Raw genomic sequence first — 20439 nt, forward strand, 5'->3', positions numbered from 1 at the left:
CAAAAAACGGTATAGATTTTCGAAGTTTTAATTCTAGGATAACCTGGCCAGGTTCTTCACCTACGATATACCATTTTCGTTGCAGACCTCCTTCGCTGAAATACTCCTGCTGCAGAGGACTCCCTAACGGTACAATCTGCCAAGGCTGAGATAAATTCCCACTTGGTGCATAGATCGTGACTGTACCAGAACCACCCTTTTGTGATAAGGTTACGTCAGCACCATGATAAAAATTTGAAGAATCCAGTATTGAGCCTGGTCCGATACTTCGTTCCAGTGGGAATAAATCAAAAAATGCGTAGGGTGTTATATAATGCCATCCATCCCATGGCATCTGTTCATGGTGTACCCAGATGAGTTTTCCAGTTCCATTCATTTCAAGTGTTTCTTCGTTGCCATCACGTTCTGGTTCAAAGTATCTGTTATCATTATCACTATCGACATCAAGATCAACAATAATGCTTGGTGCAAGCGTACATGGGACCTCGTCATATAACTCAAGACACCATGAGTTTTCTATAATGATTCCTGCAGTGATAATTCTTGGTGATGGAAAATGATGTGAGTTGTAAGAATATATATTTTCAATCCAGAAATTTTGAACGCGGTTATCTCGAGTGAATCCGAGTTCTTCTAACGTGTATCGTCGTTGTAAACTATCAAGTATATCATTTTGTGTTCGACTAGGATCATTTCCATTTTTTTTCCAAAGGCGAATACCACCTCCGTATTCAAAGCCGATCCGTGCAGGAAAGGATCCATCAGGATGTTGCATGAGAAAAACCATTTCAGGAACTTCTAATACGATGCGGACAAAGTTATCCTCAGCGGAATTGGTATACTCCTGGTAATCAACAATGTTGTTCGCATTGTCATCATCATCATTTGGTATGATGTATTTTCCAGGTTTATCCAGGTTTGGATACGGGTATTCTAGGTTTTCTTCAACTGCTGTTCGATCAGGACCAAAATCAGGATGATTGTTTGTATTATCACTATCAATATCAAGATCCAGAGGTGAGTAATGAATAACAAGTCTGAATTGATGACTACCGTAGGTAACATCTTTTATTTGTGACTCATGGCATCGTGCCGTGGTCTCAAGACCAGCATGTGGTTTAAAATATACAAACAATCGATAGTCTTGTGGTTTTCCTTCGTTGTTGTGATTGACGATATAGTATCGAACATTGGTACCAAATCCTGAGCCGGCCCATTCAGGGTTTTGATCACTTGCTGGGGTAATCATCCCTGGTTCCGTCAAGAGTGGTGTCCAAAGCGGGTTTGATAGATGCCACCAGTCACATGGTACATTTTCCGTTGTATCATGTGTAATAAGCGCGAGAACTTCCACTGAGGATATATCTCCATAGAAATCATTTTTAACAAAGGATTCCTCATCAATCCAAAGGTATCCTTGTTGTTCAATGGTAAATGGAATTGATAAAATTAACCCGGTAAGGGTATTTTCATCAACATAAAATCCTCCATGGATACCGGCATAAGTAAACCCAGGATCATTAACACAACCACATGGCGCATCGTTTGCATATGATTCTGCATAGAAATTATGATAGGACATGGATCCTGTTATTTCCATGGTTTGTTGTGTTGCTTGTACTTGGTAGTCAGTGCAGGTTTGACCATGTGCTTGTGATGGAAAACACTCACTTGGATAAATACTTTCACAGCTGCCTTGTCCACTATGTGCAAGAACGCCACCGTGTTCTGAGAGTGGAGTTGATAGTATAATGCTTGCTGCTGACTTATTTACCATGTCATGATCATATGCTGGGTCAGGGTTTTGTTCACCTGCACTAGTTATCGTGATATTTATTGGGTTTACCGCATGGTTTGGGGTGCAGAAGGTCGCCTCGATTGTTTTTGTTGTATTATATCTAAAACCAGCGGGTGTTAGTGGAGAATCACTTGTTGATTCATAATTGATGTTTGTCAGTTTTGTTGTTTTGAGTTGTGGGATTTCACTGTATTGATTTGATAGGTGGTTGTTGTTTTGGTTATATGTGTTTTCAAGAATATTGGTAGTATCAGCATCTGTTGTGTAGATAAAATTTGTTGGTACTAGTAATAATAAAGCTACGATGAGTGTACTTATTACTAATAGTCCATGGTTTAATTTCTGTTTGTACATCATCTTATTTTCCCCCGAAATTAATATAGATTAATTTCTATGAATAATAGTATACCGCACACTATATAAAAGTATCGATGAAGTGTGTTCTTGCTCCGTTTTTTTTTAAAAAATTAATTGTTATTGCTGTCGTTTTGTATTAACTAATTGTTTTTCATATAATAATTGATAACATCGCATGTTATGTGGTATTTCCTCGTTTCCAGCATGATCCCTTGCCCAATATTCAAGCATGATCATAGATCCCATCGGTATCATTGGATAATCACTATAACGAAAACTTCCTTGTGAGTTGTAAATTGTTTGAATCTCAGGTACAAATGGATGAATTCTATAATAGATTGCGGCAACTCCAGAGCCTCCTTCATCAGTTGCAATAAGACTGATTAGCTCAGATGGTAACGTTGGTCTGCCCGGTGGACTGATGGTGCCTTCAGGGTTAACCATGCTCTGAGGAGGGAGGATATCTTCTTGACTGATTATGCTAAAGAAAGCAATGTTTGGTGGATGTATATTACCTGCTTTATCGGTAGCAAAAAAATGAATTTGTAGTGTTCCTGAAAGAACTCCAAAGTTTGCTGGGATGATTTCAACATCTGGTTTAAATTGTTGTTCTGTTAGTAGAGGAATACCATTATGCCATATAGTATAAGTTATGGAGGAGATACCGGATCCTTCATCAAAAGCATGAATCCAAAGAGGCATCCAAGCAGGTATTTCACCACCAGGTGGAATTATACTACTTGTTGGGGGTGTATTATCTATCTGAACTGTGATTGTTTCAGTTGTCATGAATCCATTGGTGTCGCTGAGTTGTACAACAAGTGTGTGGTATCCATCAGAAAACTGTGTGGTATCAATCGGTATTGTTGTTGTCTGTTCAGGTTGTTGTTTTCTATGAAATGAATACATACTAACATTGGTCGTATTTTTTGGTGAGATTGCCCACATTCCTAAAATCAAATAATCTGTTCCATTGTAAAAAAGACTGCTGAAACCATTTTCTGGTGGATCTGTCCACATGTCATCATCAGATTCTCCATTTGCAGGATCAACATATGAAAACCGATAGATTGGAATTTGTTCTTCACCTGCATAACCGATTGGTTCAGCATCAGCACCTTTGCCGGTCACGAAATGTCCACCCATTGAGATGTTGTCATCGCCGGTACCTGTTTTTCCATCATCTCCCGGTTCAGCAGGTACAATAAATAGGATTACTGATTGATTCCTTCTAATTTCATCTTGGTATTTCTTATAGGTTATCTGATTACTTCCTGCTACAGGGTTCCAAGTACCGCTATTGTTTTTTATTGTTGTATCATAGCGTTTTACCTCATAACCTGATTTATTGTTGCTGCATCCAACACCTCGTCTTTCCAGATACGCTTTGATTCCTACTTCAACATTATCAGCGGTGAACGTATCATTTGTATTGTTGACTTTTCGCATAGATGTTGTTCCATGGCAACAAGTCGTGTTTAAATCATTGATGAGTTCTTGTGCTACTGCTGTATCATTTCCTATCTTATTTACTGGATATGTGCGGTTGTCTTTGAGTTGAGCAAGTGCGTTTGCTACAGCTGTTGGTCCGCACCATCTGCTTTTATTATCCTTGGGGCAGTTTGGACCTACATCGGTTTGTTTAACTGAACCCACACCGGTCTGTTGATATTCATCTGGTGAGGTATCGGATTTGGTTTTTTGAGGTGGTGTACCAAGTTTGAATAATTCAAGACAAGCAAGATTATCTCCTCTATTGGTAAACATAAAAGGATAGATTCCTGATATTGCTGAACCATAGGCTGGTTGAAGGATTGTTGTTTTTGGTGGATTTCTATCAATATATACTGATCTGATGTTTTCTCCAAAACCACCATAGATATCAGTCATCTGTGCTTTTAAAAGGTAATAACCCTCAGGTAGTCCTGTGATGTTCCACAAAACACTCCATCCTTCATCACCCATTTTTTTATTTTGTCCTTCTGGGAAAAGGTATCCTTCAAAACCACCATAGGTATCATAACCGATATCAATCCAGGTGATGCCATTGTTTGCTGAATATGAAAAACTCGTGTTGATAATTTTACCGTGGTTGATGTCAACTGCTCGAACATAAACAGGTGAATCTTTCACTGGTGCAACCTGCCAATCTTCTTCGTACCAGAAATCAGTAGCCATAGGATTTGTGATCCAAACCCATGGTGAGTGATAGGGTGTGAGAATAAACCCTCTGAGTTGTCCAGCTGGGTTGTACCCATAACCGACAACATCTCCATGGTCATTGATATCATAGGCTTCAACAAGACTCCATCCGCAATCCGGTGGAATCAACGTGTTTAAATCCTTCATCACACCGTTTTCATACAGGAACGCATGAAGCGCGATGTTTCCAGATATCGTTGATGAACCAACAATAGCATCCGTAGTATTGATTGCATGAGCAAATGTTTTCGTTCCACCCAAAGTTCCAAGATGAGTAACAATTCCATGGTCAAACAGATATGCACGAGTACCTTGTGGTGTTTCTGCGTTGCCAATAATCACTCCCTGATTATTGATGTCAACTGCTTGGTCGTTTTCAAAACCAGATTCAAGACGCTGTATCCCTGTTGATTCATTCCAGACGAATGCATGGTTATGCGTCCCATTTTCATCAGTATATGATGATGTACCAATAATAGTTCCTTGGTCATTGATTGCACGGGCAACACTCCCTGTATCACCAGGTACTATCCCGAGATCAATCATACCATTTTCTTGGCCCCAGAGAAACGCATGGGATGGTTGCCATTGTCGTGGTTCAACATACGAGGTACCGACAATCTTTCCTTGATTGTTAACATCATACGCGTAACTAACATAGTCCATCCCCATAAGACTGCCCAGATCAAACATGCCGTTTTCATTCCAAAGGCAGGCATGAACCGTCCAGTTTGGTTGCCTTCGATGTGAACTTCCAACGATCCACCCATGGTCATTGATTGCCTGAGCAGAGCTCCACAACCCGTTTCCCAAAATGCCAAGATCAGTTATTAGACCTGCATCATTCAGAAATGCATGCTGTGCTCCATATTCTACTCCTGAGCTTCCCACAACCTGACCATGGTTATTTACTGCATACGCCAAGCTTACATTGGTTTCTTCACCAAGAATTCCCAGATCGGTAACACCATACGGTGCATAGACGGTTGGACCAAGAATCGTTGTGGTGGTTGTTTGAAGAACACCATTAGAAGCTATGAAGAAAAACTCATGTCTTCCTGGTGATAACCGCATTCCATACACATAGGTTAATCCTTGTTGTTTTCCACCAATGTTACCATCTTTTGGAAAGATACGATGAACGTTTCCATCGATAATGATTGTTAAACCTTGTAGGTCATTCCATGAGGCATCAAAGATATCCCAATTTCCATTTCTATTGCTGTGCCATTTAATATCTGGCTCACAAATAGTATTAAGCGCTATATCTGGGAACATGTCATCATGGGTATCAGGTGATACGAGAATGTCGGCTGCAGGATTATTATTGCTGGTGCTGATCTCAGAGTAATAGATATCCCAGTTGCCTATACGATCATCATGCCAGGTGAGTAGTATGTCGCCATCAAGAGTAGATCCAATTACTTGTATCCGTGGGTACATTGAATATCCATCAAAAACTGGACCAGTGTAAACCCCAAAATTAGTACTTGGATCTTTCATATCGCTTTGTCGTTTTATATCATATGCTGATGGATAAGGAACACCGCCAGGCATGATGGTTATAGTACCAATGGTGAGGGTGTAGATCTCCCATTGACCTTGTATATGGGTTTGTTCTTCTTCATGACCTGGGTCGGTTGCTCTGATATCCATGAATGCTATATGAGGAGTATTGTTGGCATCTAACGCAAGAGCTGGTGATGCAGAACTATATCCATCGTTTTCTGATGCTTGGTAATCATCAAAGTTACGGATCACGATGACACTATCGCTTGCACTGTTTCCATTGCAATCATCTCGATAGGGATCGAGTTTTTCATAGAAGATTTCCCATGCTGTATTAATGGTGTTAAATTGATCCATCCATACGATATGGATACAATCATCGGTCCCAACTGCAAGAACTGGACTGATAGAATCATTATTAGCCATCCATAACGGTGGTGCAGGGTTGCTAATCCTGGTATCATCAATGAGGGTTGTTGGAATGCCTTGCTGATTTGGTGCATTATCCTGGAGTTGGTAGTAGACCTCCCAGGTTGGGTTTCGATGATCACTCCACACAATTGAAATGTTTCTTCGTGAATCAATCGTGATACCAGGATGCTCGATAAATTGAGGATCATGACTTTCAAAAGGACCAACCACGCGTCCTGAACTTTTTCCATCATGGGCTGATACCCGCCAGTCTGGTCTTGTGGCATCAGCACCACTCTGCACTGCTGAATAGTTCAGTAACCCTCCGATTTTCGAATAATAAATCTCATAGATATCATCAGTATCGTTTGGATTAGGGTCATCACGCTGATCCGCCCAGACAACGTGGATGTTTTCAAACACATCCATCTGCGGATGTTGGATCAAAGCAGTCTGTTCAGCAACGAGTTGATGGATCGCATATCGATGTGCTTCTTCGACAGATATTTTTCCATTATTATTATAATCTGCACTCATGTTTTGGATACGATCATAGAATCGATACACATACGAGTACGTTGTTTCGTCTTCTCTACCGCAGGCAAGCACCACGCGATGAGGACCAGCACAGTCAGGGATAAAACCACCTGCATGACACGTATCAACAACAATAACCATATCCTTATAGGGAATCGCATCGAGTCGTTCGTCGAGTTCATCATCAGTATAACTGGTTGACGAGACAACATTTACTTCATCAGGGTTTTCATATGTGCCAAATGATTCATCAAAGTTGTCTTCACATTCATCATTTGCGGTTCGTATATCACCATTTCTCCCATTGGCTAGGGCCCGAGCTCCATGGTCTTGGAGATACACAAAGACAAGATCATGTAATGTTGTTTGATGTTCTAATAAATGAAAAGCATTGGTTAGATTTGTTTTTGTTGCTCCTCCATCAATCCAGGATTCGTTGAAGTCAAAGGGTAACGGTTGCCAGGTGACCGCAGGGTAGTTATCACTTTCAATGATACGCCATTTCACCAAGTTTCCTTGAGTATCAGTGATCCAATATGGTATAGTAAGCACCGTGATATGATCATCAGAAAAACCAAGGTTAAGGAGTGTCTGTCGCATTTTTTCTACTTCATATTTGAATCTTATTTCAGGATAGAAATATCGTGCGATAAATGTGAAATCATAGGTTTGTGGTCCACCACCATCAAGATCTGAAAAACCCCATGTGATTCCTCGCCAGTCATTTGCTATATACGGGTTTCCGTCAGTGTAATACCATTTGTATGGATCTGTTGACGTCACATCAATGCGATATGCACGTCGTATTTGAAATGGTGCGGGTACCCATTTGTAAAAGGCCAGCCATTGTTTCCCATCAGGGATTAGTGATGATGATATTGTTTTTGAAAATACGACGCCTCCCCCACCAGTTAAATCAGTAATATTTACTGTAATGCTACTTGAATAGGTAAGGTTTGGGTCTTTGTAGATCATAAGATCTATCCAGAGATCAGTTGAGAGGTACTTGTGTCCTGTGACAAATTGTTGCCAGTGGTTGGGTGTGGTGTTCACCCAGCAGCTGTGTGGTTCTTTGAACTGTGTCTGATCATAGTAGTAACGAACCGGTGCAGCTAACACAGCATACCGATCTTCATAGTGTACATCATTGAGGTAGATTTCCTCATGAGGTTCGATGATTAAGGAGGGATACATAGAATTAGAGTTGTTACCATCAGAGATCATCGTATCATTGACGATGGTTTGATTAGTAATCGTTGTGGTACCACAGAGATTTCCAACACCGGTTCCCTGAGGGTTTATTTCTTTGTAGAAAACCTCCCATTTGAAGTTGGTATACCTCATCCACACACAATGCGAATGATTATCATAACCAACTGCTTTACGCACATGAACATCATTATCAAGATCAACGACAACGTTTTTTTCAGTTTTAAAAAAATTCTGTCCAAAGAGTGTCCCTACATCATCAAAGTACTCCATGTTAAATCCATAGGTTTCTGTAGTTTGCCCTATTGTTGGGGTAACCTGTATGTTTTCAATTTCAGGTGGTGTGATATCAAGATAGATATCATAGATGGTTTTTAGTTCTTCAATGTTGTTCGCTGTATCAATACTATAATATTGAAGTATATGTGGTGTTGGATACGGTGCAAATCCTGCTAAGGTAAATGGTTCAGTGTAAATATTCCAGATTCCCGCATCGATACGGTAGAATGTACCTGCAACATCTGGATCTTTATCAGAACCGTGGAGATAATATGAGGTGTTGTCAATCGCTTCTAAGATAAACGGTGTTGTCGCACGTACTAGAATCGAGTATGTTGCTCCCTTTTGTTGCATGAGATGCGGATCACCAATCGTTAGTTTTGTAACTGGTGGTTTCGTATCAGATGACGGAAGGGTGTATATGATACGTATATTTGAGATTTCAAGAGATCCTGCAGCATCAGAATGGAACAAAAGTGGAATCATGACCTCCGGTGGATCTGGTGGTGCGATGCTTAGCAAATCGTTGAGCTCAGCTGAAAAATCAGACATTGTTTCTTTTGAGGTAAACAGACCGGGATGGGACCATTCAAGGTCGCCATCATTTCCTACATCAAGACTTGGATTGAAGGGATAACTCAAAAAATTTTGGTACACAGCAAAATCGTCCCAGAGTCCTTGGCCATAATTATCACTACCTGTTTCGAAATCACCAATGCGAAATGTCAGAGGATTACTTATTCCACCACAGAAAGCTGCTGTTGTCTTAAACACACCATCAATATAGATATCATAATTATTTTGAGAAGGATGAACAAAATATTCAATATGGTACCATATCGCTGGCGTCAAAGTCATTATGAGACTATTTGTTGTCCCTGTTCGATATTTGAAGTCACAACCCTGATCAATAACAGTTAAGGTATGCGATGGATTTGAAAATACATCAAACCAATGATTCGTCGTTGAAGGTAAACGAAAATAGAAGGAAACGTGGTAATCCTGGAGAGGATCGATTGGAAGTAGATGTTCTGCTTTTGCCACAGAAGCAGGGTATTGCGGTGAATACATACGTAAGCAGAGAGGAGGACTGTGGGGGGGACCACCACCATAGACTTGAATTATTCCTGATCCTGTTGTTGTTTTCACCCAATCAGTTATATCTCCATCATTGAAATCATCCATCCAGACAATATTCGGTGCCGGATACGGTAACCCTTTGATATCCATTTGTGCTGAAACAATAGTTGCATTTCTGGGTATACTCAGATACTCAAGAATATCACTTGCTTCTGGAAAGGTGAGATTTTTACGAGATGATCCATCAGAAAGAGTAGTAATTACATATTGTTCGGGTCGCTGTTCATCTTTTTGTCTTATGAACTCTTTTTTATTGTTTAATTCATATGCAAGATTTTTTTTTGTAGTAGTAGATTTTGAGAGATGAGATAGATTTTTATTAGTATCTGAAAAACATAGTGCACTTATCATGGAAACCGGTGCTGTCAATAAAAATACACAAACGAAAACCACCCAAACCCTCGGATACTTTTTGATTTTTTGTTTCATGTTTTTTCTCCCAATATAATATCTAAATTTTTTGGTGTTTTTTCTATTTTTTAACTATTCCTTCTTGATTTATAAAAAAGAACAACTCATAATCATTGATGGTTATTCTCCATTCTGGGTAGTATGGTGATGAGTTTCGGTAGGCGAGATCGAATGTCATGGTTGTTGGTTTTTTGGGTGTGATTCCGTGTTCTTCACAGTAGTTGAAAAGTATTTGTTGTGCTTCTTGTTGTGATATTGGTAGATACTTCATAGGTGTGGTTGTCCATGATGTTTCTTTGAAGCTGCCATCATTGGCATCGATGATAACAACAATGACGGTTTGCTCAGTTGGTGTTTGTTGTGTTCGTTGGTATGTTTGTGTTTTTGTTGGTAGGTTAAAAGGTACTAGGTAGTAATCATTTCCACCGTTGAGGTTTTTGATGAAGAGTGGTGTTCCTGGTGTTGTTTTTTGGAATAGATCTGCAAATTCTGTGTCATAGGGGATGAGTTCTTCGGTGATGCCTGTGATTGCTGCTTGGGTGATCCATTGGTCAATTTGTTTTTGTAGGTCTTCTGTTGTTTTGGTATTTTTGTTTTGTGTGCGGTGTATGAGTTGTTGTTGTTCTGCTGTAAACTGAGTTTTTGTTGTTGCTAGGGTGATTGTGGTGTCGGTTCGTGTTTCTGGTGGTTCGCAGAGTGCAACGTATTTGCCGTTGTAGATGTCGTTTGATGTGAGTGGTTGGTAGTAGTTTGTGTTCCATTGGGTGATGGTTTTGTAGCTGTTTTCACCGATTCCTCCTGGTAATGGATCGTTGACCCAGAAGCCGTAGATGGTGAGATTTGTGGGTAGTGGATAGGTGGGTTGGTTGGTGTGTATGCCTCGGATTGCCATCCAGTTGCTGTAATCTCCATATGCTGGGACCAGTGCTGGAACATGCAGTGGATGTCCTGGTTTATATCCGCCATAGGTACCGATTGTATAGTTAATCCATGTGCAGATTTGCTGGAGCATATATGTTTGGTTGGTGTTGCTGTATTTGTTGAAGTTGTATCCGTAGGTGGTGTAGGGGAGTGGTCGGTAGGTTTGGAGGAGTTTCCAGAGTCCTTGGGTGTCAATGTAGGGTATGGTTTGATCACTATTATTTGCATGGCCTGCTGTGTAGAGCCATTGTTGATCTGAAAAGATTAATGGTGGTTCACTAGGGTTTTGTGTTTGGTTCCACCACATATAATTGAGCGTCATCTGTGCACATGCAGGACCGCACATTTGATGATACGGTGCTATCGCTTGGTACATCGGAAAGTTGTTGAGGTTGATGAAGTAGCCTATTGAGAAGGTGTAAACCGTTGAGGTTTTCGTATTTCCGTTGTTGTCTTGTGCCCAGATTGTGTACGAGTAGATGCCCTGTGTTTGATACGTGGTATTGTAGTAGTACTGTGCAGTTCCTGGTATTTGAGCCATGGTGATATTTGTTGCTGGTCCAACTGGTGGGAGGATGTGCACGTTCACCATGTGTATACCACTCAGATCAAACGCAGAACAGCTGATGTTTACAGATTTGTTTGGTACTTGAAGTAGTGGTGTTGCTGTGATTGATGTTATCTCAGGTTTGGTGGTATCAGCCTGTGTTGTAAAGGTGAAGATACTGCTTGTTTCGTAGATACCATCAGTTACTACGACTTTCCAGGAGTAGGTGGTAAAATAGTGTGAAAATGCAGAGGGGCGTTGCATGATGGTTACTGGCGATGTTGTGTCGCTGCTGTAGTTTGCAGCAAACGGCTCCCAGGTTCCCGTCGTGTTGGTGTACCATGTTGCATGCAGGATATCATGATCAGGATCATTGATGGTTACTTGAAGAAGTGGATTGAGTTCAATCGTATTTGAATTGTTTGATGGTGTTGGGTTGTAGGGTTTGGTTGGTGCATGTTTCAAGGTTGAGATGCGGACTTCATCAATGGTTCCTTTGAATTCAAGGGTTCCTCCATGACCGCTGAGTCGTTTGCCAATACCAAGCGGGTTTTGTGAGGATGCAGGTGGATAGATCCATGATGCTGGCGGTGCATCTAGTTTTCCATCAACATACACATGAGCATGGGTTCCTGTCCATTCACCGGCAACATGATGCCATTGATTGTCTCGAAGTATCGTGGATCCCCAGATGTCCTTGGTTCCGTACGAACCACAATACAATGATAATCGAAGTACTCCTCCGTTGATGTACAGCGTGAATCCTCTCCCATTGGTGGTGTACTGGAGTTTGTCGACGATGATAAGGTAGTTATCGGTTGCTGCTGTTCGAATCCATGCTTCAACTCTGAAGGGTTGGGTAATATCTAAACTTGAGTTGTGAGGAATGGTGATATAATCGTTTCCATCAAAGTATAAGCACGAACCAATTTTTCCAGGTGTCCATGTTGCACCAGTGATTATTCCATCATTGTGATACGTTGAGGTGTCGTATGCTATTGATCCGGTTCCTTCGTCAAGATGCCAGTACCCTTGAGCATGCATATACTCTGTGGTGAAACTCCAGATTGGACCTGAAATTGTATGACCGTATGTATCATGTGCGACAACCATCCATGTATACGTTGTAGAATACTCGAGTCCTGCTGTTTGATAATACTGTTTTGTTTGTTGCGATGCTATCTTGATGAGTTGCGAGGGGCTACTTCCGAAATATACGTCATACGTGAGTGTGTCTTCTGTATCTATCTCATTGCAAGTCCAGGTGAGATTGACAAAGACACTGATATTTGATGCACTGGAACTTGGAGTTGGATCTGAGGGGAGGTTTGGTGGTGTGTTTGGTTTTGTGGAAAACATCCAGAGTGGCCCAGATGTCGTTAACCCAGAGGAATCATGCGCAACAATCCTCCAGTAGTAGGTTGTATCATATGAAAGAAGAGGCAGATCATAGGATGAGGTTGGATGTCCTGTGATGAGGAGTTCTGGGTTTGGTGTTGTCCCAAAATAAAGATCATACAGAAGGATCTCACCAGGGTCTGGGTCGGTACATGACCAGCTGAGATCTGTGGTTATCGGGAGATTTTGTGCAGTATGCTGTGGTGTTGGTTGCTCTGGTCTGGTTGGATAGTTGTGTTGCTGGTAGACTTTGATTTGGTAGGCGCCACCGCCAAGGTCTTCGTAAACTGCAAGATCATTGAAACCATTATTGTTAAAATCATCAATCGCAGTGGTAAGCAGTGTTCCTGTTCCGGTGTATTCTTTGATTGGCTGATAGTTGGTATTATAAATAGTCACCATGTTTTGATGGGTGATTGCAAGTTCGTTGATGTGGTCATTGTTGAAATCACCGATATACACACCACTGGTTTGTGTGATACTTGGTGACGTATATAGTAGATTCCATGATTGTTGATTTCCATAGATTCGAACTTGGTTTACTCGGGAGACGACGACTTCATTTCCTTGTTCTGGTAAAAAATCACCAATTGCGACGTCACGCATGGTTGACAATGCCAAAGAACTAAGTTCAGCACCAAATCGGTTGTAGACTCGTAAAACAGTTCCGGTACCTGAACCTGTGATGAGAAGAATATCATCAAAGCCATCGTTGTCAAAATCACCAACTGCCGCTCCTCGTTGGAGTAGTTTGACAAACAACTGTTTATACCCAACATCACTGAATTGAGAGTAGCTTTTTTCTGGAAGTGGTCGGTAGAGACAGGAACCAAAGGTTTGTCCTTGGTATGGATCATAGAGTTCTTCACAGTTGTTGCCGTTGTGGTGATCAATGATGCCGAAAAACATGTGGATTGTCCCATCTTTTTCAGTGACTGCGATATCATTGTATCCATCATGGTTATGATCCTTGATAATGACTGCTTGTGGTTGATTGAGCCCAGGAATCCTAAACAACAGATGACCGGTGGTGTTGAAGATTGACACATATCCGATCCGTTGTTCAGCAACCGCAAGATCTACATATCCATCGTTGTTGATATCGCCAATTGAAACCCCCATAGGATCATGCAGACCATGTATGGTTCGAAGTATTGCACCTGTGCTGTTCAAGATTTTGACTGAACCATTTGCATATTCAGCAACTGCAATATCATTTGAACCGTCATGGTTATAATCACCAATACACACACCAGTTGGTATATTCAATCCAGAGACTTGTTGTACCTGATTACCATTGGCGTCGTAGACAACAACGGTGTTTGATGATTCAATTTTCACGATTCTACCTGTTGGTCCAAAGGTTCCTAGTGCTACCCCATTGAGACCTCTGAGACCTTTATCTCCACCTATAGGGTTGCCATTTCTATCCATTGGTACAACCTGTGCTGCACCAGTTGTCATCAGGTCAGCAAGCACAGCGCTGGTGAGTCGTTGGTTGAGTAATGCTTCTTGTGGATTATTTTTGAATAAGTCAATTATTGTAGCAAACTCCTCTGAATCATTGGTTGGTGCACCAGGTGTATAGCCTTTAAGGAGTGTAACGGTTGACACAGTACTTGGTAATGTGAGTCCGCAGTAGTTTCCAGCAATCACTCGATAACAGAGGATCTTGTTTGCATCACCTTGTCGATTCACTATAACCTCTGTTCCGTTACCATTGAACACCTGCCATGAGGATCGTTCCCATTGACATCGCGGTGGTACAAAATCATTGTCAGGATAGTATTCTGCTTCTTCAACAATGTAAAATGTTGCCCCAGGAACTCGAGTCCAGTTTATGGTGAGCGGCAGATCTGAGTTGACGATGGATCCATTGGTTGGTGTATTAAGTGTTGGTCTGCCTTGTGGAGGAGTCCATCCGACTTGGTAACAATTTGAATATAACACTTGGATATCAACAATATTACTCCAGGGTGAAACACCACCTATTATGTCACTGACCCGCATGCGGTAGTAATACGTGGTTGTTTCAGCTGGTGCTTTCCAGAGTTTTTCATACAGATCAGTTCGTGATCCTGAAACATCCCATTCTCGGACGATAGTAGAAAATAGTGGATCTGTTGATTCTTGAAGATCAATATTGGTGGTGGATGAAACCGGATCCCAGCTGATGATATATGCTCGGTATCGTTCTATGGTGGTGCCTGGGTCATGAAGTAGTGGTGCTGGTTGCGTTTTGTTACCATATACGGTTACGGTGATCGTATCACTCCAGTCCCCATCTTCAGCATATGGTGCAAGTGCTTGGATACGGTAGTAATACGTTCGTGTAAATGTTGTGTTATGTGCTGTTGACCAGTTGGTCGCGGGAATGACACCGCATCCTCCAAATATTTTGTCGACAATGAGATGATCAAATCCGCGATCGGTTGCTTCTTGGAGGCGATATTGTCCTTCTGGCTCGATACGATTCCAGGTAAATGAGTAGGATTGTCCTGCGTAGGTTTCACGGGTACTTGGTTTGAGGCTTGGTGTTCCTGGTTTTGGAACTCCTGAGGTGCCGTATACTTTTTTTATCACCGGATTACTCCATGGTCCAAAGCCACCACTGTTTTTTCCTTTCACACGGTAGTAGTAGGTTGTCGTCGTGGTTGGTGAATGTTGAAATGCTTTATGAAAGGTTGATTTATTGGTTGTATATGTTTGAAGGTTTTGTGTAAACGTTGGGTTTGTTGCCTCTTCAATGAAGTATTCATGGATATCACTTTGATTATACGTCCATTCAATAAAGTAAGGGACACAGTGGGATGTGTTAAAGGTTGGTTGTATCAAACGTGGTGCATATTTTGGTGGAGGGAGTATTTCGATACTAACGTTTCGACTCCAGTTTCCATCATAGTACGTTGAACCAATTTTCCGGCGACATGCAATTTGATATTCGTAGACGGTTGGTTCAGTAACAGTATGAGAAAAGGAGTAGCCAAACCACCATGATCCATCAGTCTGATTTTGATACATGACATGGTCGTTAAGATTAAGGATCGTATTCTCGTTCCAATAGATTTCATTGATGAGTTTTTTTTCAATACGTGGCCTGTCAGCCGCAGTAAGGTTCACCCATTGATATTCTCTCAAATGATATCCATAGTCGATGCCACTGGTGGTCTTTTTCCAATGAAAACCATAGACACGCCCTGATCCATTTCTGACTGGAAGATCCTTGATGATTGGTGCATCTTCTGGTTTTGCTTGAATTGTGATTGAAACAACATTGCTCACTGGACCATAGCGATCGAATTTATTATAGGGAACTACTCGATAGTAATAGGTGATCTGTGGTGTCGTTTTGAGAAACGGTCGCCACAGCCAGGTCTGTGCAGGATAATTATACCAGGTAACATTGTTTGTTGATTCCTGAAGGACATAATATGCGATGCGATCAACCGTATTCCAGGAAACGAGGTAGAATCCATATTCCTGTACTGAAGGTTGTGATACCGTGATGGTTGGTTTGCTGGGTGGTGCAAGGATTTCAACGGAGCGATAATCGGTACAGGTACCACCGTTTTTATCAGTCACCTTCACCACGATCGTGCATCGTCCTGGTGCAAGTGTATTTGTTGAAAACCAGGTTGTTTTCGAAGAAACACCGGTCTGAACAGAGAGTAGTCGCGAGGTGATATTACGATGTTCATCTCGTCGTTCTTCAAACCATTCATAGGTATATGGACCGTTGCCTTTGGTTACTTTTGCAGTAAATGAAATCGTATCATTCTGAGCAATGAGTGTATACTCATCAGCAGGTTTTTCGAATTCAATAATCGGATATTCAACTGGTGCATAGTAAATCAATGCATTATGCAGCCAGATACCTTTATGATGATTTTCATAGCCTCCTTCAAGGAACGGATCACCATCATATCTGAAATTTACATATGCGGTTGATGCGCCTGCTGCTTGGGCCCGGATATATGCCCCTGCCCAAATATAATTTGCTACGTTCTGATTTAATTTCACATTTTGTAAAAAGATTGTTTTCGCTCCTGAGGTGTTTTCTGAAACATTAAACAACATATCGTAGAATTGTAAAATATCGATGATATTACCGACTCCAGGAATTCCGAGTGATTGCTCGATTGCTTCATCAAGGACAGAATTTGCAACAATGTTAACAATTTCTTCAGTATACGAAAGTGCAGGGCCCAGAACGTCGACAAGATCACCTCCTTCAGCAAGCTTGGTCCATTTAGAGATACCTGCCGGCGGTGGTGCTCCCCATGCGAGACCTGAACCGACAATATATCCATACAATGAAGCACCGATCGGTGAAACAGAGTTGACATCCATGCTTCCAGCCCAGGTCGTTCGAATGAAAATATTTGCACGGCGATTCTCAGCAGTTTCAATCGGACTGAATTCTCGATAACTAAATGCTGCTACCTCAGAATATGATCGTAAGAATTCATCCATTTCAGTGAATTCTTTCCAAGATGCATGATACCCATGCGCGAATACCCAGGGATGGACTGCATATCCAGAGATGGTTAGATCAGTATAGATGCCTGGGTAAACTGACCAATCGCCATGTTCTGTCGCCCAGGTTTGACAAGGATCTGAATCCTGGACTTCAACGTAAGAACCAGAAAAAAGAAGACGAGGATACGAATCCTGTGCGTTCAGCGTGATCTCAAGGGTTCCAAGCTCAGCCATCAGCGTAGCAATATAGATGCTGTCGTGGAGTTTCCCAACATCTTGCACCGTCTTATTTCCGCAGGTGTATCGCTCATAGATCTGGGTAGGGCTGTTTGGTGTTGAATATATTAAAAACGAGATATTATCTGCGAGATCAATCGTTGTTGTGGTAACTTCGGTAAGAAGATGGCATATAATCGTATCGCCATAGGTTGCTCCAAGATCAATAGTATAGGTGATGTGATCACTGTTATCTGATTCAGGGACGTAGTGAAAATCAGTAAAAACAGCGCCCCTTCTCCTAGTTGATTTTGGTTGATTTGCATAGTCTCCAGTTTTTTCTGAAGCCAAGGACGTTTCTTTTTTAGATTCTTTTGGTACGTCTCCACAGTGCTGACATGGCTCGTCATGTTCGACATCTGCAGCTTTAGCAGTGTTCTTTGAAACAAACTGAGTATTGGTACATGGTACAAAACAAAATCCAAAAAACAGCATCGTCAACGACAACGCTATGAGTATTTTTTTTGTTTGAACATGCATATTTTTGCCTCCCATTGATAAACTTTAGCAAGATTTACATATCTGCTGTATATTTAAATATCTTATGAAAAAAATATATCTTTGTTTTTAATGGAATTTGAGATTTTTTCCTAATAAAAAACACTTGTTACGTACCATTTATTTTTTTATTTTGGTTTTTCTCCATGACGATTTAACGGCTTCGTAGAGAATACTTGTTTCAAAAACCAATTTTTTACTATCGTTTGTTGTAAGTTGAAATGCGTGACTGCAGATGTTGCATTTTTAAAAAATGAGCTAACGATTATTTCCTGGATGAACGAAGAAAATTGTTGATGCTTCGATCGTAGGTTCGTTCAGCAGTATCAGTAAAATAACATGCAGGGAGTTCATATCGGCTCCTATGATACGCAAGGCAGATACAGCACATTCCTTTTTTTTCACAGGGATATGAACAGTTACAGTAACGTGCTCTGTTTTCCTCTTTTTTGCATTCCATGACTCTTCACCTTTCTCTGAATAAGTTCTGTAAACTCATCTTCATTTAAAATGGTAATCCTCAGTTTTTTTGCCTTGTCATATTTTGATCCTGGATCTGAACCAACAACAACATAATCGACATCTTTTCCAACTGATGAAACAACAATGCCGCCAAGCTGTTTTACCGCTTCTGAGGCTTGAGACCGAGATAGCGACATCAGGCCACCGGTAAAGACAAACCGTTTTCCCTGCAACGGCAGGTTGGTAGCAGATCGTTCTTCTTTCGTTTGAATACCGAATTCTTTCAGCTTACGGATGAGTTCCTGATTTTCATCATTTGCAAAAAAGGTGATGATTGCTTCAGCTGTTTTCTCACCAATGCCAAATATCGAACTGAGTTCTTCTTTGGTTGCTTGTGCAAATGCATCGAGAGAATGATACGTATTTGCAAGTATTTGTGCAGCGTATTTACCAACATGGCGAATTCCAAGACCGTAAATCAATCTCGATAAACTTTGTGTTTTACTTCGTTCAATTGAATCGAGGAGATTTTGTGCTGCTTTATCTTTAAATCCGTCAAGTTTCATGATATCTTCTTTTGTCAAACGGTACAGATCGGCAATTGAATCGACAAGTCCCTTTTCGATAAGTTTATCTATCGTTGATTCTCCGAGATGTTCAATGTCCATCGCATCTCGAGATGCATAATATTTAATTCGCCATTTCAAACGAGCAGGACACATTTTATTTGGACATCGGACTGCGACTTCGTCTTCTGAGTGAACAACAGGAGATCCGCATACAGGGCATGTCTTAGGGACCCCACGACGTTTTTCAGAGCCAGTACGTTTTTCAGGGATGCTTTTCACAACTTTTGGGATTACATCACCACTCCGTTCAACAAGGACGGTATCCCCGATTCTGATATCTTTTCGTTTCAACTCATCGAAATTATGGAGCGTTGCTCGTGAAACTACAACGCCGCCGACGCTTACTGGCTCAAGAATTGCAACTGGAGTGAGTGTACCGGTGCGTCCAACTTGAATTGCTATGTCAAGAAGTTTTGTTGTTGCTTGTTTTGCTGAGAATTTAAACGCAATGGCCCATCGTGGATGTTTTATTGTTTCACCGAGTACTTGTTGATGGGCAAATGAATTTACTTTTAGAACCACGCCATCAATTTCATAATTGAGAGTATCTCGTTTTTTTTCGAGATCCTGACAGTATCGTATTGCTTCGTCGATCGTTTGAACTTTTTCAACTAGCGGATTGACGCGAAATCCTGCCTCTTTTAAGAGTTGTAATGCGTGTTCTTGAGTATCAACAGGGCAGTTTGCTGAGACAAGATAATACATAAAATTATCAAGAGGTCTTTTGGCAACAATCCGCGGGTCAAGTTGGCGAAGTGATCCAGCTGCTGCATTTCGAGGGTTTGCAAATAGGGGTTCACCTCTTTTTTCTAACTCTTTATTCATTCGGATAAAACCATCAAGCGGCATATATACTTCACCGCGAACTTCAACATCGACCAGAACATCTCCTTGAAGTCGAAGTGGAATACTTTTGATAGTTTTGAGATTTAAGGTAATATCGTCTCCCTGTTTTCCATCACCTCGTGTTGCACCTTGAACAAACATTTTGTTTTTGTAGTGTAATGCAACGCTCAGTCCGTCGATTTTTGGTTCAGCGATATATTCAACAGTTGGGACAATCTTTTTAACTCGTTGATCAAACTCTCTGAGCTCGTCGTAGCTATACGCATTATCGAGTGATATCATAGGAATAGTATGCGTAACTGACGAAAACCCTTTGAGTGGTTCTCCTCCAACGCGTTGTGTCGGTGAATCTGGAGTAATAAATTCTGGATGTTCTTGTTCTAGTTTTTCTAATTTTTTTAGTAATACATCAAACTCGTAATCAGAAATAACTGGATTGTTTTCCACATAATATTTATAGTTATGATAGTTGATTTCTTCTCGAAGTTTTTCGATTTGTTTTTTTATATCGTTTTTTTTCATAGCTTTTC

General features: G+C 41.0%; 5 protein-coding genes. All 5 read right to left on the reverse strand.

The genetic code is table 11. The features are described 5' to 3' along the window. Nucleotides 1-2155 (reverse strand): hypothetical protein (locus QXL17_00895; GenBank protein ID MEM4257693.1); only part of this gene is annotated, 2155 nt, incomplete at its 3' end. Nucleotides 2156-2272: 117 nt separating this feature from the next. Continuing rightward, nucleotides 2273-9871, reverse strand: coding sequence for a C13 family peptidase (locus QXL17_00900; protein ID MEM4257694.1), 7599 nt, complete (start codon nt 9869-9871; stop codon nt 2273-2275). Nucleotides 9872-9914: 43 nt separating this feature from the next. Then, the gene (locus QXL17_00905) at nt 9915-17954 is read right to left on the reverse strand and encodes a LamG-like jellyroll fold domain-containing protein (protein MEM4257695.1); all 8040 of its coding nucleotides are present in this window, start codon (nt 17952-17954) and stop codon (nt 9915-9917) included. Between the two features lie 283 nt (nt 17955-18237). Then, nucleotides 18238-18432 (reverse strand): hypothetical protein, encoded by a 195-nt coding sequence (locus QXL17_00910; GenBank protein MEM4257696.1) that lies wholly within the window; start codon nt 18430-18432, stop codon nt 18238-18240. Next, on the reverse strand, nt 18392-20431 hold the full coding sequence (gene ligA, locus QXL17_00915; protein MEM4257697.1) for an NAD-dependent DNA ligase LigA: 2040 nt from the start codon (nt 20429-20431) through the stop codon (nt 18392-18394). The genes QXL17_00910 and ligA overlap by 41 nt, the downstream gene beginning before the upstream one ends. Nucleotides 20432-20439 lie beyond the last annotated feature (8 nt).

The sequence above is a fragment of the Candidatus Thermoplasmatota archaeon genome, from assembly GCA_038884455.1.
In the GTDB taxonomy this organism is placed as follows: domain Archaea; phylum Thermoplasmatota; class E2; order DHVEG-1; family DHVEG-1; genus JAWABU01.